This window comes from Streptomyces griseus subsp. griseus, assembly GCF_003610995.1.
Classification (GTDB): Bacteria; Actinomycetota; Actinomycetes; order Streptomycetales; family Streptomycetaceae; genus Streptomyces.
Window position 1 is genome coordinate 6,355,354 of sequence record NZ_CP032543.1, and the last position, 15,538, is coordinate 6,370,891.

11 protein-coding genes and 2 pseudogenes are annotated in these 15,538 nt (G+C 72.0%); 11 read left to right on the forward strand and 2 right to left on the reverse strand.

Annotated features, from left to right (window positions below; genetic code table 11):
- The first annotated feature begins 74 nt into the window (after window positions 1–74).
- Window positions 75–1,535 carry a hypothetical protein gene (locus D6270_RS28545; RefSeq protein WP_109162819.1) on the forward strand — a complete coding sequence of 487 codons (1,461 nt, stop codon included), beginning with the start codon at window positions 75–77 and terminating at the stop codon, window positions 1,533–1,535.
- Between the two features lie 52 nt (window positions 1,536–1,587).
- Here the strand turns inward: D6270_RS28545 and D6270_RS28550 are convergent.
- Window positions 1,588–2,231, reverse strand: a pseudogene (locus tag D6270_RS28550) (aldo/keto reductase); the annotation flags it as partial.
- Window positions 2,232–2,495: 264 nt separating this feature from the next.
- On the opposite strand from D6270_RS28550, the gene D6270_RS28555 reads away from it, so the two are divergent.
- The 4 genes from D6270_RS28555 to D6270_RS28570 all read left to right on the forward strand — a co-directional run bounded on the left by D6270_RS28555 (window position 2,496) and on the right by D6270_RS28570 (window position 7,230).
- Window positions 2,496–3,338, forward strand: a complete 843-nt coding sequence (locus D6270_RS28555; protein ID WP_109162818.1) for a nitrilase-related carbon-nitrogen hydrolase — start codon at window positions 2,496–2,498, stop codon at window positions 3,336–3,338.
- A complete protein-coding gene (locus D6270_RS28560; RefSeq protein ID WP_109162817.1) occupies window positions 3,335–4,618 on the forward strand; it encodes an aspartate aminotransferase family protein in 1,284 nt (427 codons plus the stop codon). Before D6270_RS28555 ends, D6270_RS28560 begins: the two co-directional genes overlap by 4 nt.
- 187 nt (window positions 4,619–4,805) lie before the next feature.
- Complete coding sequence (hydA, locus tag D6270_RS28565; RefSeq protein WP_109162816.1) at window positions 4,806–6,206, forward strand: dihydropyrimidinase; 1,401 nt, start codon at window positions 4,806–4,808, stop codon at window positions 6,204–6,206.
- A 10-nt stretch (window positions 6,207–6,216) separates the two neighbouring features.
- Window positions 6,217–7,230 carry a TIGR03842 family LLM class F420-dependent oxidoreductase gene (locus D6270_RS28570; protein ID WP_109162815.1) on the forward strand — a complete coding sequence of 338 codons (1,014 nt, stop codon included), beginning with the start codon at window positions 6,217–6,219 and terminating at the stop codon, window positions 7,228–7,230.
- Between the two features lie 121 nt (window positions 7,231–7,351).
- Here the strand turns inward: D6270_RS28570 and D6270_RS28575 are convergent, their stop codons facing one another.
- The gene (locus D6270_RS28575) at window positions 7,352–8,116 is read right to left on the reverse strand and encodes a hypothetical protein (RefSeq protein ID WP_109162814.1); all 765 of its coding nucleotides are present in this window, start codon (window positions 8,114–8,116) and stop codon (window positions 7,352–7,354) included.
- Between the two features lie 228 nt (window positions 8,117–8,344).
- On the opposite strand from D6270_RS28575, the gene D6270_RS28580 reads away from it, so the two are divergent.
- The 6 genes and pseudogenes from D6270_RS28580 (at window position 8,345) to D6270_RS28605 (ending at window position 15,379) form a co-directional block, all read left to right on the forward strand.
- The gene (locus D6270_RS28580; RefSeq protein WP_109162813.1) at window positions 8,345–8,737 is read left to right on the forward strand and encodes a hypothetical protein; all 393 of its coding nucleotides are present in this window, start codon (window positions 8,345–8,347) and stop codon (window positions 8,735–8,737) included.
- A gap of 148 nt (window positions 8,738–8,885) precedes the next feature.
- Window positions 8,886–10,385 (forward strand): amidase, encoded by a 1,500-nt coding sequence (locus tag D6270_RS28585; protein WP_109162812.1) that lies wholly within the window; start codon window positions 8,886–8,888, stop codon window positions 10,383–10,385.
- 361 nt (window positions 10,386–10,746) lie between these two features.
- A complete protein-coding gene (locus tag D6270_RS28590) occupies window positions 10,747–11,373 on the forward strand; it encodes a sporulation delaying protein family toxin (RefSeq protein WP_225976972.1) in 627 nt (208 codons plus the stop codon).
- A gap of 111 nt (window positions 11,374–11,484) precedes the next feature.
- Complete coding sequence (locus tag D6270_RS28595) at window positions 11,485–12,075, forward strand: SdpA family antimicrobial peptide system protein (RefSeq protein WP_109162810.1); 591 nt, start codon at window positions 11,485–11,487, stop codon at window positions 12,073–12,075.
- 5 nt (window positions 12,076–12,080) lie between these two features.
- Window positions 12,081–12,890 (forward strand): annotated as a pseudogene (locus D6270_RS28600) (sporulation-delaying protein SdpB family protein); the annotation flags it as partial.
- 266 nt (window positions 12,891–13,156) lie between these two features.
- Window positions 13,157–15,379 carry an NADP-dependent isocitrate dehydrogenase gene (locus tag D6270_RS28605; RefSeq protein WP_109162808.1) on the forward strand — a complete coding sequence of 741 codons (2,223 nt, stop codon included), beginning with the start codon at window positions 13,157–13,159 and terminating at the stop codon, window positions 15,377–15,379.
- Window positions 15,380–15,538: the final 159 nt, after the last annotated feature.

A 15,538-nucleotide genomic window follows, 5' to 3' on the forward strand; every position in this document is an offset into this window, starting at 1 on the left:
GCCGTCCCGTAACACATCTGCGGTCGAATGCCTGCGGACTGGAAGGCTCCAGTCGACAGTCGGCGAGGGCGACGATGACGGTGCATCAGAATGCTCTGGATGTAGGCACGTTCGCGCAGTACCTACAGGAACTGACCGCACGACTCGACCCCGGACGCGGGTGGTACGGGGTGTTCGTCCGGCGCGACCCCCAGGGGATGCGGTCCTGCCTCGACGGGGTGGAGATACCACCCTGGGACGTCGTGGAGTCCCTGCTCGCCGACCTGGCCGAGGTCCACGGCGCGTACTTCGCCGAGCAGGTCTCGGTACGGGCCGCCGCGCTGTACTCCGCCTCCGCGGCCGCCCACGACCGGCGGCCCGGCGGGCGCCAGGAGCTGCTCCACCGGCTGGAGTTGATGATTCGCGAGCAGGGGCGAGCCGCCGAGCGGCTGCGCACGGCCGGGGCGGCTCCGGGCGGCGACCCGGCCGACCCGGAGGCGCTGGCCTGGGCGCACGACGACCATCGGCGCGCCTCGGCCAGATGCGTGGAGCTGCGCAAGCGGCTGGCGGCGGTGACGGTTCCGCAGCCGAGGGCCGGGGCTGGTCCGGACCGGCACACCGGTCCGCGCGGCTCGACGCGCCGGGGCTCCGAGGGGCCGGCGTGGCGGGCGTCGGAGCACCCGCCGCAGGAAGTCGTGGAGGCGCCGGAGGTGTCGCAGGCCGTCGCGGAGCCGGTAACGGAGTCCATGGCGGAGCCCGTGGCCGAGCCCGCCCCGGCGGCCTCCGAACCGCCCCCCGGGCGTTCCCGGTCCCGCAGATCCGCCCCCGCGCCCCGGCGGAGGAAGCCGGGCGGCGCCCGGTTCGCCGGTCTCGACGTGGACGACGAGGAGGAGGCGGGGTACGCCCCCTCGCCCCTCCCCGCGCCCCCGCCGGCGGGTGGCTCGGCCCCGCGCGGCGCCCGGTTCGGCGGCGGGCCCGCGGAGGCGGAGGGGAAGGCCCCGGTCCCGGCCGCTCTGCCGGACCCGGAGGCCGGGGAGGCCGTGGCCGCCGCCGTCGCCCGACTGGTCCGGCTGCGGGCGGAGGGGCGCAGCGGCGAGGCCCATGTCGTGCTCTGCGAGGTCGCGGCCTGGCCCGCGCCCCGGCTGCCGGTGCTCGCGGTCGCCCTCTACCGGGCCGGCCTCGCCGCCGACTGGACGACCCTGCTCTGGGAGGCGTCCTCGCTGCCGCCCGCCGGGTTCGCGGCTGCGGCCGGGGCGCTGGCCGCGGCGGGCCGGGACGAGGACTGCGGGCTGCTGCTCCGGCAGGGGGTGGCCAGGCCCGCCGCCGAGGTGGCCGAGGCGGTCCTCGCCCTGGACGGCGCGGGCCGCGAGGGCGAGGCGCGGGCGCTGCTCGGCGCCTTCGTCCGCGTACGTACGCCGCAGGAGGCGGCCGAGATCGCGGGCGACGGCGGGGACCGCGTCCTGCCCGCGCTGCTGGCGGCGGCCCGCGAGGTGTCGGTGGAGCGGGAGTGGGACCTGGTGCACGCGCTGCGGGTGGCGGGGGTGCCGGGGGTGTGAGACGGCATCCGGGCCTGCCCCGGCCGGTCAGGGTCTCCCGGCCGGGCAGGGCTCAGAGCACCTCGGAGGTCCTACGCCGATAAGTGGAGCGCCGGTCCTCGATGGCCGCCCAGCGGTCCCCGTACACCGTCTCGCGCACCCCCTCGTCCCGCAGGAAGTCGTGCGGGAAGCCCAGCGGCACCCCGCTCACCGTGTCCAGCCGGTCCACGGCGTCCACATCCAGCTCCACGTCCAGGCGGCCGAGGGCATCGGTGAGCTGGTCCGGGGTGGACGGGCCGAGGAGCGGGACGATGTTGCCCGGGCGCCCGCGCAGCCAGGCCAGCGCCACGGCGGCCGGGCTCCAGCCGCCTTCCCGGGCGATCTCGACCACGGCCGCACGGTCTCCCGGGCGCGCAGCTCCGCCTCGTCCGCCACACCGGCCGCGGCCTCCTTCCGGCGGCCCGTCAGGCGGCCCCGGGCGAGCGGGCTCCAGGCGAAGAAGGCCTGGTCGAACGCGCGGGCCTGCGGGAGCAGTTCACGCTCCGGAGTGCGCTCCAGCAGGCTGTAGCGCAGCTGCGACCCGGTGAACGGCGCCCAGCCGCGCAGCTCGGCGACCGTACCGGCCTGGGCGATCTCCCAGGCGGGCCAGTCGGACACCCCGACGTACAGCACCTTGCCGCTCCGGACGAGGTCGTCGAGGGCGCGCATGACCTCCTGCCCGTCGACGCTCGGAGGCTAAGAGCTGGAGCCCGCTTCAGGGCAACTCCGTCGCGGATCCTCGCGACGCGCCGCGCGTGCCAGGAGTGATGCGTACCGTGAACGGTGTGGACCGCTCGGGTGCGAAACATGATCGACTCAGCCGGTTCACGGCGATGGTCTTGCCCCGCCGGACGGAGGGGCTTACGTTCTCCATCCATGCACCGATCTACGTGCGTAGAAAACGCGTAGAGGCTCTCTGACGCCGCGTCGAAGGAGCAGCTCATGTCCCACGTCGTACGCGCCGCACTCGTCCAGGCGACCTGGACCGGCGACACCGAATCCATGATCGCCAAGCATGAGGACCATGCGCGCGAGGCCGCCCGGCAAGGGGCGAAGATCATCGGGTTCCAGGAGGTGTTCAACGCCCCCTACTTCTGCCAGGTCCAGGACCCCGAGCACTACCGCTGGGCCGAGCCGGTCCCGGACGGCCCGACCGTACGCAGGATGCAGGACCTCGCCCGCGAGACCGGCATGGTGATCGTCGTCCCGGTCTTCGAGCTCGAACAGTCCGGCTTCTACTACAACACCGCCGCCGTGATCGACGCCGACGGCTCCTACCTCGGCAAGTACCGCAAGCACCACATCCCGCAGGTCAAGGGGTTCTGGGAGAAGTTCTACTTCAAGCCCGGCAATGCCGGCTGGCCGGTCTTCGACACCGCCGTCGGCAAGGTCGGCGTCTACATCTGCTACGACCGGCACTTCCCCGAAGGCTGGCGCCAACTCGGACTCAACGGAGCCCAGTTGGTCTACAACCCGTCCGCCACCTCACGCGGCCTCTCCGGCTACCTCTGGCAGTTGGAACAGCCCGCGTCCGCCGTCGCCAACGAATACTTCGTCGCCGCGATCAACCGGGTCGGCCAGGAGGAGTACGGCGACAACGACTTCTACGGCACCAGCTACTTCGTCGACCCGCGCGGCCAGTTCGTCGGCGACGTCGCCAGCGACCAGGAGGAGGAACTCCTCGTCCGCGACCTGGACTTCGGCCTGATCGACGAAGTCCGCCAGCAGTGGGCCTTCTACCGGGACCGCAGGCCCGACGCCTACGACGGGCTGGTGGAGCCGTGAGCGGACTGTACGAACGCCACCTCGCCGTCAGCCCCGAGTGGCTGGCCCTCTACTACCGCCACCCCATCGAACTCACCCACGGTGAGGGCCGGTACGTCTGGGACGCCGACGGCAACCGCTATCTGGACTTCTTCGGCGGCATCCTCACCACCATGACCGCCCACGCCCTGCCCGAGGTCACCAAGGCGGTCTCCGAGCAGGCCGGGCGGATCATCCACTCCTCCACGCTCTACCTCAACCGCCCCATGGTGGAGCTGGCCGAGCGGATCGCCACCCTCTCCGGCATCCCCGACGCCCGGGTCTTCTTCACCACCTCGGGCACCGAGGCGAACGACACCGCGCTCCTGCTCGCCACCGCGTACCGGGGCTCCAACCAGATCCTCGCGCTGCGCAACAGCTACCACGGCCGCTCGTTCTCGGCGGTCTCCATCACCGGCAACCACGCCTGGTCGCCGACGAGTCTCTCCCCGTTGCAGACGCTGTACGTCCACGGGGGCGTCCGCACCCGGGGCCCGTACGCCGAGCTGAGCGACGAGCGGTTCATCCGGGCGTGCGTCGCCGATCTGGAGGACCTCCTCGGGCACACCCGGGAGGCCGCGGCACTGATCGCGGAACCCATCCAGGGCGTCGGCGGCTTCACCTCACCGCCCGACGGGCTGTTCGCCGCGTTCCGCGAAGTCCTGGACCGGCACGGCATCCTGTGGATCTCCGACGAGGTGCAGACCGGCTGGGGCCGTACCGGTGAACACTTCTGGGGCTGGCAGGCGCACGCCGAGCACGGCCCGCCGGACATCCTCACCTTCGCCAAGGGCATCGGCAACGGCATGTCCATCGGCGGAGTCGTCGCCCGCGCGGAGGTGATGAACTGCCTGGACGCCAACTCCATCTCCACGTTCGGCGGTTCACCCGTCACCATGGCGGCCGGGCTCGCCAACCTCTCGTACCACCTGGAGCACGACCTCCAGGGCAACGCGAGGCGCGTGGGCGGGCTCCTCATCGAGAGGCTGCGGGGGGTCGCGGCCGGTTCCGGCGCCGTACGCGAAGTGCGCGGCCGGGGCCTGATGATCGGCATCGAACTGGTGAAGCCCGGCACGGACGAGGCCAACCCGGAGGCGGCCGCGGCCGTCCTCGAAGCGGCACGCGCGGGCGGGTTGCTCATCGGCAAGGGCGGTGGACACAACACCAGCGTGCTGCGGATCGCCCCGCCCCTGACCCTGACCGTCGCCGAGGCCGAGGAGGGCGCGTCGGTGCTCGCCGACGCCCTGCGCGCCGCCGACTGAGCCCGACGTAAGAGCGCCGACCGAAACAGCGTACGAGCGCCGACCGGATGACGCACGGGCGCTGATCCAGCACACACGGCACATCACCGCACAGCACGACCGCTCACCCAGCACCGTCCGAGCGCCGACCGAGCTCCGTACGGGGGCCTGTGCAGGGCCCCCGTACCGCCCCAGCGAGGAGGTACCCATGAGCCGCACCGTCATCCACGGTGGTCTGGTCATCACCGCGTCCGACGAGATCCACGCCGACGTCCTCGTCGAGGGCGGCCGCGTCGCCGCGCTCGCCGCCCACGGCACCGACGCCGCGGAGTCCTGGAGCGCCGACCGGAGGATCGACGCCACCGGCAAGTACGTCATCCCGGGCGGTGTCGACGCGCACACCCACATGGAGATGCCGTTCGGCGGGACGTACGCCGCCGACACCTTCGAGACCGGCACCCGCGCCGCCGCCTGGGGCGGGACCACCACCATCGTGGACTTCGCGATCCAGAGCGTGGGGAAGTCCCTGCGCGAAGGGCTGGACGCCTGGTACGCCAAGGCCGACGGCAACTGCGCCATCGACTACGCCTTCCATATGATCCTCGCCGACGTGAACCCGTCCTCGCTCAAGGAGATGGACCGCCTCGTCGCCGAAGGCGTCACGTCCTTCAAGCTGTTCATGGCGTACCCGGGCGTCTTCTACTCCGACGACGGCCAGATCCTGCGCGCCATGCAACAGGCTTCCGGCAACGGCGGGTTGATCATGATGCACGCGGAGAACGGCATCGCGATCGACGTCCTGGTCGAACAGGCGCTCGCCGCCGGCCGCACCGACCCCCGCTACCACGGAGACGTCCGCAAGGTCGCCCTGGAGGCCGAGGCCACCCACCGCGCGATCCAGCTCGCCCGGGTGGCGGGCTCGCCCCTCTACGTCGTCCACGTCTCCGCCGACGAGGCCGTCGCCGAGATCGCCGCCGCCCGCCACAAGGGGCTCCCGGTCTTCGGCGAGACCTGCCCGCAGTACCTGTTCCTCTCCACCGACAACCTCGCCGAGCCCGACTTCGAGGGCGCCAAGTACGTCTGCTCCACGCCGCTGCGCCCCAAGGAGCACCAGGAGGTGCTGTGGCGGGGGCTGCGGAACAACGAGCTCCAGGTCGTCTCCACCGACCACTGCCCGTTCTGCTTCTCCGGCCAGAAGGAGATGGGGCGCGGCGACTTCTCCAAGATCCCCAACGGGATGCCGGGCGTGGAGCACCGCATGGACCTGCTGCACCAGGCCGTCGTGGACGGCCACATCACCCGCCGCCGCTGGATCGAGATCGCCTGCGCCTCCCCGGCCCGGATGTTCGGCCTCTACCCGAAGAAGGGCACCATCGCCCCGGGCGCCGACGCGGACATCGTCGTCTACGACCCGCAGGCCGAGCAGACCCTCTCCGCCGAGACGCACCACATGGACGTCGACTACTCGGCGTACGAGGGGAAGCGGATCACCGGTCAGGTCGAGACCGTGCTCTCGCGCGGTGAACTCGTCCTCGAAGGAAGGAAGTTCACCGGGCGCGCCGGACACGGCATGTACACCCCCCGTGCCACCTGTCAGTACCTCGACTAGGAGATCCCGCATGGACTTCGGACTCGTCCTCCAGACCGACCCGCCCGCCTCCGCCGTCGTCGGCCTGATGCGCCGCGCCGAACGGAACGGCTTCCGCTACGGCTGGACCTTCGACTCGGCGGTGCTCTGGCAGGAGCCGTTCGTCATCTACAGCCGCATCCTGGAGCACACGGACCGGATGATCGTCGGCCCGATGGTCACCAACCCGGGCACCCGCACCTGGGAGGTCACCGCCTCCACCTTCGCCACCCTCAACGACATGTACGGCAACCGCACGGTGTGCGGGATCGGGCGCGGCGACTCCGCGATGCGCGTCGCGGGCCGCCGGCCCAACACGCTGGCCCGGCTGGGGGAGTCCATCGATGCCATCCGGGACCTGGCGGAGGGCCGTGAGGCCGAGGTCGACGGCCAGCCGGTGCGGATCCCGTGGGTGAAGGACGGGCGGCTGCCGGTGTGGATGGCGGCGTACGGGCCGAAGGCCCTGGCCCTGGCCGGGCAGAAGGCGGACGGGTTCATCCTCCAGCTCGCCGACCCCTTCCTCACCGAGTGGATGATCAAGGCGGTCCGGCAGGCCGCCGTGGACGCCGGCCGCGACCCGGACGCCCTGACGATCTGCGTGGCGGCCCCCGCGTACGTCACCGCGGACGACTCCCCGCAGGCGCTGGCCCACGCCAGGGACCAGTGCCGCTGGTTCGGCGGCATGGTCGGCAACCACGTGGCCGACCTGGTCGCCAGGTACGGCGAGCACTCCTCGATGGTCCCCGAGGAGCTGACGGCGTACATCAAGGACCGGCAGGGTTACGACTACTCCCACCACGGGCGCACCGGCAACCCCGACACCGCCTTCGTCCCCGACGAGATCATCGACCGCTTCTGCCTCCTCGGCCCGCCCGAGGCCCACGTCGAGAAGGTGCGGCACCTCCGCGACCTCGGCGTCGACCAGTTCGCCGTCTACGCCATGCACGACCGCAGGGAGGGCACCATCGACGCCTACGGCTCCGACATCATCCCGATGCTCGGCTGAGCATTCCTGGGAGGACCCGCTTTGGGGACGGGCGCCTACTGCGCCGGTCGACGTGTGTACCGCCGCGCCGCCGTCCGCACCGGTGCTCATGCCGGTGTGATGCCGCGGCCCGGCAGGGCCGTCACACCGGTTTCACGCTGCGGCCCAGCAGCGCCGTCACATCCACCGTCTCGGACGCCGCAGGAGTCCCGGCGGGCACCGGCCGGCCGAAGCCGGAGAAGCTCACGGTCCCCTCCTCGTCCGCCCCTCGCACGGTGATCCGCACCGGGTACGGCTCGCCCTCGGTGGCGACGTCCACCGTCAGCCGCTCGTTCCCCTGGGTGCGGGTCACCGGGATGACGGGCGTGCCGTCCACCTCGGTCTCCCGGCCCTTCGTCAGCGTGCCGCTCCCGGTGGCGTCGGGGTTGTCCGTGATCAGCTCGCGGAAGGTGTCGAGATCGCACACCTCGGTCACCGTCAGCAGCCGGGGGTCGTCGGCCTTCGCCTTCATGTAGCGGCCGTCGAGGATCGTGTCGAAGGTGGAGCCGCCGATCGGGACATGGGTCTCCCAGAACGCCTTGTCCGGCTTCAGCCAGACATCGTCGGCGCGCTTCACGATCTCCACGGAACCCTTCTCGCCCATGTCGACCCCGCCCGCGCAGTTGCCCTCCCGGTCGAGTGTCAGGTCGAGGCTCATCCGGTCGCCGCCGCCCCCGCCGAGATCGCCCCGGGCGCTCAGGTGCAGCGACGAGACCCCGAGCAGGGCGTCGCGTGAGCGGTCCGCGATCTGCTCGGCGGTGAGCGAGGCGGTGTCGTCGTCAGCCTGCGCGACCGCGCCACCCGTCACGGTGAGAGCGACGGCCGCCGCGCCCGCTGCCGCCCGTGCGGCCCAACGGTGTCCGCTCACGTCGCCTCCTCGAAAAGGCCCCGGTCAGGGCGTGCGAACCGGAGTGACCGGCACATTCGAGCGTACGACGGGAGGGGAGACCCCGCCCGGCGCGTGTACGGAGAGTGAAGTACCACGATGTTTTCGACCACGGAGCGTGGGCAGAGCTGCGGCGATCCCGCTCGGGATCCCGTGTACGGACGCACAACGGGCGTCACGCACGCGCAGGCACTTCCACGAAGGAGAACCATGAACCTGTTCACGGGGACGAGGAGCAAGGGTGGCGCGGCCACGGGGGCGCGGTCCCGGTCCGTCCTGCGGGTGCTCGCCGTCGTGTCGACGGCGCTCGCGCTGGCGATCCCGGTCACCTCGGCGACCGCGAAGCCGGCCGCCGCGCCGACCGCGATCCCGCCGGGCCTCTCCTGCCAGACCGGTAAGCACGCCATCGACGAGTACACGGGCTTCGCGCTCTGCCGCAACAACGGGAGCCAGACGCAGACCTTCTGGGTCCACCTGGTCTGCGGCTGGGCACCGGACGTCGACGGCGACCGCGTCACGGTGCGGCCCGGCGAGTCGGGCCAGTCCACCGCGCACTGCGGGAAGATCGGCACGGGCATCGGCGAGATCCACGTCCGCCCGTGACGCAGGGGCCGTAGGCCCGTAGCGCCGTGGCAGCCGGAGCGGCCGGCACGGTTGAGCGTGCCGCCTCCTCTCGTTACCCTCCAGTAAGTACGTGTGGTCCGCCGGGACGACCGGCCGACCCCGCGGCCACGAGGGAGGCGGCACGCCCATGTCCTCAGCGGAGCCCACCGAGCAGACCGGCCCGGCCGTACGATCGCAGCCCCCGCACGCCGGGCATGCCCACCACCCCGAGAGCGTCCAGCGGTCCCCGCGTCCGGCGCCGGTGCCCGGCCTCGCGGAGAGCGCCCGCCTGCTCGCCGACTCCGCCACCACCTCCACCGCCCTCGTCGCCGACGCCCTCGCCCGGATCGAGGCCGCGCAGCCCACCCTCAACGCCTTCCGCCATCTGCGGGCCGAGGCAGCCCTCGCGGAGGCCGCCGACGCCGACCGCAGGCTGGCGGCGGGGGAGCGGCTGCCGCTGCTCGGCGTCCCGGTCGCCGTCAAGGACGACACCGATGTGGCGGGTCTGCCCACCCACTTCGGCTGTGACGGCGAACGGCCCCCGGCCACCACCGACAGCGAGGCGGTCCGCAGGCTGCGCGCCGCCGGGGCCGTCATCGTCGGCAAGACCAACTCCTGCGAGCTGGGCCAGTGGCCGTTCACCGAGGGCCCCGCCTTCGGCGCCACCCGCAACCCCTGGAACACCGCCCACACCCCTGGCGGCTCCTCCGGCGGATCGGCCGCAGCCGTCGCGGCCGGGCTCGTCCCCGCCGCCCTCGGCTCGGACGGCGCCGGGTCCGTCCGTATCCCCGCCGCCTGGACCCACCTCGTCGGCATCAAGCCCCAGCGCGGCCGGGTCTCCGTCCACCCGCACCACGACGCCTTCCAGGGCCTCACCGTCAACGGCCCGCTCGCCCGTACGGTGGCCGACGCCGCGCTCCTGCTGGACGCGGCGGCAGGCGCGCATCCCGACGACTTCCACCGCCCGCCCGCCGTCCGCGCCTCCGACGCCGCCCGCCGCGACCCGGGCCGCCTCCGCATCGCCCTCGCCTGGCGGCCCCCGCTCACCCTCACCGGCGCCGGACCTGACCCCGAGGTGCGCCGGGCCGTCGCCGCTCTCGCCGAGACCCTGGCCCGGCTCGGCCACCACGTCGAGGAGGCCCGCCCCCGGTACGGACTGATCGGCCTCACCTTCGTGCCCCGCGCCACCGCCGGCATCGCCGAATTCGCCGCCCGCCACCCCGAACCGGCCCTCCTCGACCCCCGCACCCGCAGCGCCCTGCGGACCGGGACGCGGCTCGGCGGCCGGGTGGTGCGGGCGGCCCGCGCCCGCGAGGTACGCCAGCACCACCGGATCGGCGCCCTCTTCGACTCGTACGACGTCCTCCTCACCCCGACGACCGCCGCGCCCCCGCCCCGTATCGGCACCTTCGACCGGCTCGGCGCCTGGCGCACCGACGTCACCATGGCCGCCGCCTGCCCCTACGCCTGGCCGTGGAACGTCCTCGGCTGGCCCGGCATCAACGTCCCGGCCGGCTTCACCCGCTCCGGCCTGCCCGTCGGCGCCCAGCTGCTGGGCCCCTCCCGTGGCGAGGAGCGCCTGATCGCCCTGGCCGCCCAGCTGGAGGACGACCTGCGCTGGTACGGGCACCGGCCGCCGACCCCGTAACCCGGGACACCGAAAAGAACCGGCCGTCGCCGGGAACCGCCACGACGCATGCCGCGTGGTGGATCGACGCGCGCCCGTCCTCGGTGGCGTTCCGGATTCTCTGTCCATCAATGGCCATTTCCCGCCTGCTGAATTGACGGAAAACGCCGTGAGGTGGCGACAAAGCCCCTGGCAGCGCTCTTTCCCTGTGTTCACGGCCCCTTGGCGGCCCGACAGCCGAATATGGCTGGAAACTCCACGCGCCTGCGACCGGGAACTGACCTTGTACCGCTGTGGAGCAGTCGAAAAGATTGCGCCGTCTCGCACAAGGTCAACATGTCCCTTTCGAAAGGAACGATCTGTGAAGCGCTATGGGCGAACAGTGAGTGTGATCGCGGCCGCGGCGGTGGCCGGCACCGCGGCGTTCACGACCATCGGCAACGCCAACGCGGCTCCCACGAAGGCGGATACGGCTGCTGTGACGGCCGGTCCGGCGGCCGCGCAGAAGACGGAGCTGCCGGCCGCCGAGGACGGCCGGCAGCTCTTCGCCGGGCTCTTCTTCGCTCAGGGGCCGGTCGCCGCGAAGCTCGCGGCCGAGGGGAAGCTCAGCGGAGTCGATCAGGGGGTGAACGACAACCCCAAGGCCCTCCGTGCCGTGGCGGAGCTGATCACGAAGATCGAGCGGAAGTCCCCGGGAATATTCGCCGACTTCTCGCAGAAGGCGCGCAGCGGCGACCCCAGACTCGTCGACCAGACGATGACCGAACTCTCGCGGGTGCTGGTCGGCATCTCCAGCGGGAGCGGGCAGGCCCCCACCGACCAGGGCGCCTGCGCGGCCGTCGTCGTGGCCGTGGCGGTGGCGGCCGTGGTGGTCGCCGTGGCGACCGGAGGCTTCTTCATCAACGCCGCGGCCGTCATCAACGTCGTGGTCCGGGAGCCGGCACCGATGGAGACGCTGTCCAGGGACGAACTCGTGGCAGGGCTGACCACGGTGCTGCGCACCATCTGACCCCGGCGACCAGGCCCAACGGCGGGTCGTGGTTCCGGGCCCCGGCGGACCTCCGGCCGGGGCCCGGGACCGGCACTCGCTTCCGGAACCCATGGAGAGACGAAGAAGAGTATGTGGTGGAAGGATTCCCCGCTCAGGGGCGGCCGGGTCACGGTGTCGGGCCGTCAGACGGTGGAGGTGCCCCGCGCGTGGCTCCGGGTGACCGCCTTCCTGTGTGCCGCCGTGATCCTGTACGTGGCCCAGACGCAGTTGCCGAAGAACGCGCTGTCCCTGCCGGGGCAGGCGGCGGTCAAGCCCGTGGCCGTCACCGTCGCACCGCAGGGCTGGGCCTTCTTCACGAAGTCCGCCCGCAGCCCCGAGTTCGAGCCCTTCCGGAAGGACGGCTCCACCTGGGTCAGCGCCTCGCTCGGCCGCCACTCGGAGCACGGTTTCGACCGGGTGTCCCGCTCCCAGGGCATCGAGACCGCCCTGCTCCTCCACGAGGCGGGCAAGGTGACCCGTACGCCGTGCGAGCTGAGCGCGGTCCAGGAGTGCCTGGAGAAGGCCCGCGTACCCGCCGCCGTGAAGAACCGGACACCGCACCCGACGCTGTGCGGGCGGATAGCGGTCGTCGAGCAGAAACCCACCCCATGGGCCTGGCGCGACCTCCTGCCTGATCCCCGCACCCCGCAGAACGCCGTCCTGCTGGACGTCTCGTGCTGAGGCGGGTGCCCGTCCCCTGGACCAACGTCTACGGGCTGGCCCGCACGCTGCTGGCCCTGGGCACTCTGGGGACCCTGGCCTTCAGCAGCACCGCGACGCTCTTCCGCCCCGTGGCCACACAGGGCGACCACCCCCTCTGCACCGGTCCGATGCGGGCGTCCGTGTTCTGCCTGGCCCCAGAGGACGGCCTGACCCCGATCCGGCTGCTGTGCGTCCTGGTCCTGCTCGTCGTCGCCTCCGGCTGGCGTCCCCGGTGGACCGCGCTCCCTCATGCCTGGGTGTCCTTCAGCGTCTTCTCGGGCATCGCCATCGCCGACGGCGGCGACCAGGTCACCGTGGTCCTGTCGTCGCTGCTCGCCCTGACCGCGCTCGGTGACCCCCGCCGCTGGCACTGGCGGCCGCTCCCGGAGGACGCCGCGCCGAACCGCGGGCGGGCGGTGCTGGTGGGAGCCACCGGACTGGTGCTCGTACGCATCCAGATGTCCTTCCTCTACTTCCAGTCCTGCGTGGCCAAGCTGCCGCACGCGGAATGGGCCGACGGAACCGCCATGTGGTACTGGGGGAACAGCCTCGCCTTCGGCGCCCCCGGGCCGCTCCAGCCCCTGGTCCACCCGGTACTCGCCTCTCCCTGGGGCGTGGCCCTGCTCACCTGGGCGCCCCTGGCGATCGAGATCGGGCTCGCCGCGAGCCTCCTGCTGGCCCAGCGCCACCGCTGGTACCTGCTGGCCGCGGGGTTCCTCCTGCACCTCTCCATCGCCGTCATGATGGGCCTGTGGAGTTTCGCCCTGGCCATGATCGGCGGACTGGTGGTGCTCTGCTTCCCGCTCGGCTCGCACTTCCACGTCACGCTGCCCGAGCCCGTCCGCCGAGCGTTCCGCCGGCCCGCCCCGGCGCCCGGGCCGCCGGCCGGTGCTGACGACGGCGCGCAGCCGCGGCCGGACGGGGAACGCGAACCCGTTCCGGCACGGCACGCGCCCTCGGCTCCTTAGGGCCCCGGCCGTACGGGGCCCTTGTGGAGCCACGGGCGGCGACGAGATATCTTGATGTCAAGCAATGTTGCAGACGTGGAGCGGAGCACCCGGTGACTGACTCGACCATCATCTATACGCACACCGACGAGGCCCCTGCCCTGGCGACCTACTCGTTCCTGCCCGTGATCGAGGCCTACGCCTCGACCGCAGGCGTCACGGTCGAGCGCCGTGACATCTCCCTCGCGGGCCGGATCATCGCCAGTTTCCCGGAGCACCTCAAGGCCGAGCAGCGTATCGATGACGCACTCGCCGAGCTGGGCGAGCTGGCCAGGACCCCCGGCGCGAACATCATCAAGCTGCCGAACATCTCGGCGTCGATCCCGCAGCTCAAGGCCGCGATCGCGGAGCTCCAGGGGCAGGGCTACGCGCTTCCGGACTACCCGGACGACCCGCAGACCGACGCGGACAAGGACGTGCGCGCCCGGTACGACAAGGTCAAGGGCAGCGCCGTGAACCCGGTGCTGCGCGAGGGCAACTCCGACCGCCGCGCCCCCGCCTCCGTCAAGAACTACGCCAAGGCCCACCCCCACCGCATGGGCGCCTGGACCGCCGACTCGAAGACGAACGTCGCCACCATGGGCGTCGACGACTTCCGTTCCACCGAGAAGTCCGCGGTCATCGCCGAGGACGGCTCCCTCCGGATCGAGCTGCACGGCGACGACGGCACCACCACCGTGCTGCGCGAGTCCGTACCCGTACTCAAGGGCGAGGTCGTCGACGCCGCCGTCATGCGCGTCGCCGCGCTGCGCGAGTTCTTCACCGCGCAGGTCGCCCGCGCCAAGGCCGAGGGCGTGCTCTTCTCCGTGCACCTCAAGGCCACCATGATGAAGGTCTCCGACCCGATCATCTTCGGCCACGCGGTCCGCGCCTTCTTCCCGAACACCTTCGCCAAGTACGGCGACCAGCTCACCGCCGCCGGCCTCACCCCGAACGACGGGCTGGGCGGCATCCTCAAGGGCCTCGACTCGCTGCCGGACATCGGCGCCGAGATCCAGGCGTCCTTCGAGGCCGAGCTCGCCGAGGGCCCGGCCCTCGCGATGGTCGACTCCGACAAGGGCATCACCAACCTGCACGTCCCCAGCGACGTCATCGTCGACGCCTCCATGCCGGCCATGATCCGCACGTCCGGCCACATGTGGGGCCCGGACGGCGACGAGGCCGACACCATCGCCGTCCTCCCGGACAGCAGCTACGCCGGTGTCTACCAGGTCGTCATCGACGACTGCCGCGCCAACGGCGCCTTCGACCCCGCCACCATGGGCTCGGTGCCCAACGTCGGTCTGATGGCGCAGAAGGCCGAGGAGTACGGCAGCCACGACAAGACCTTCGAGATCCCCGCCACCGGCACCGTCCGCGTCGTCGACACGAACGGCAACGCCGTGCTGGAGCAGGCCGTCGGCGCCGGCGACATCTTCCGGATGTGCCAGACCAAGGACGCCCCGATCCAGGACTGGGTCAAGCTCGCCGTCACCCGCGCCCGCGCGACCGGCAACCCGGCCGTGTTCTGGCTGGACGAGGGCCGCGCGCACGACGCCAACCTGATCGCCAAGGTCACCACGTACCTCGCCGACCACGACACCGACGGCCTGGACATCTCCGTCAAGACCCCGGAGGAGGCCACCGCCTTCTCCCTGGAGCGCATCCGCCGCGGCGAGGACACCATCTCCGTCACCGGCAACGTGCTCCGTGACTACCTCACCGACCTCTTCCCGATCCTGGAGCTCGGCACCAGCGCCAAGATGCTCTCCGTCGTCCCGCTGATGAACGGCGGCGGCCTCTTCGAGACCGGCGCCGGCGGTTCGGCTCCCAAGCACGTCCAGCAGCTGGTCAAGGAGAACTACCTCCGCTGGGACAGCCTGGGCGAGTTCCTGGCCCTCGCGGTCAGCTTCGAGCACCTGGCCACCACCACGGACAACGCGCGGGCCCAGGTCCTCGCCGACACCCTGGACCGGGCGACCGGCACCTTCCTGAACGAGGACAAGTCCCCGAGCCGCCGCCTCGGTGGCATCGACAACCGCGGCAGCCACTTCTACCTGGCCCTCTACTGGGCCCAGGAGCTGGCGCAGCAGACCGACGACGCCAAGCTCGCCGAGGCCTTCGCCCCGCTCGCCAAGACCCTGGCCGAGCAGGAGGAGACCATCGTCGCCGAGCTGATCGCGGTGCAGGGCTCCCCGGCCGAGATCGGCGGCTACTACCAGCCCGACCCGGCCAAGGCCGAGGCGATCATGCGTCCGTCCGCCACGTTCAACAAGGCGATCGCGAGCCTCGCCTGACATGAGGTGAGGGCGGCCGCGTCCGCCCTCCCTCCGCTCCGCCCCGGTAGGCCCTGTGCCCGCCGGGGCGGTTCGCTTTCCGCCTTTACGCCGGTACGCGCACCCACCGCAGGTGAACCCTCGGGTTTCACGTGATCGGGTGATCGACCAATCCGCCCG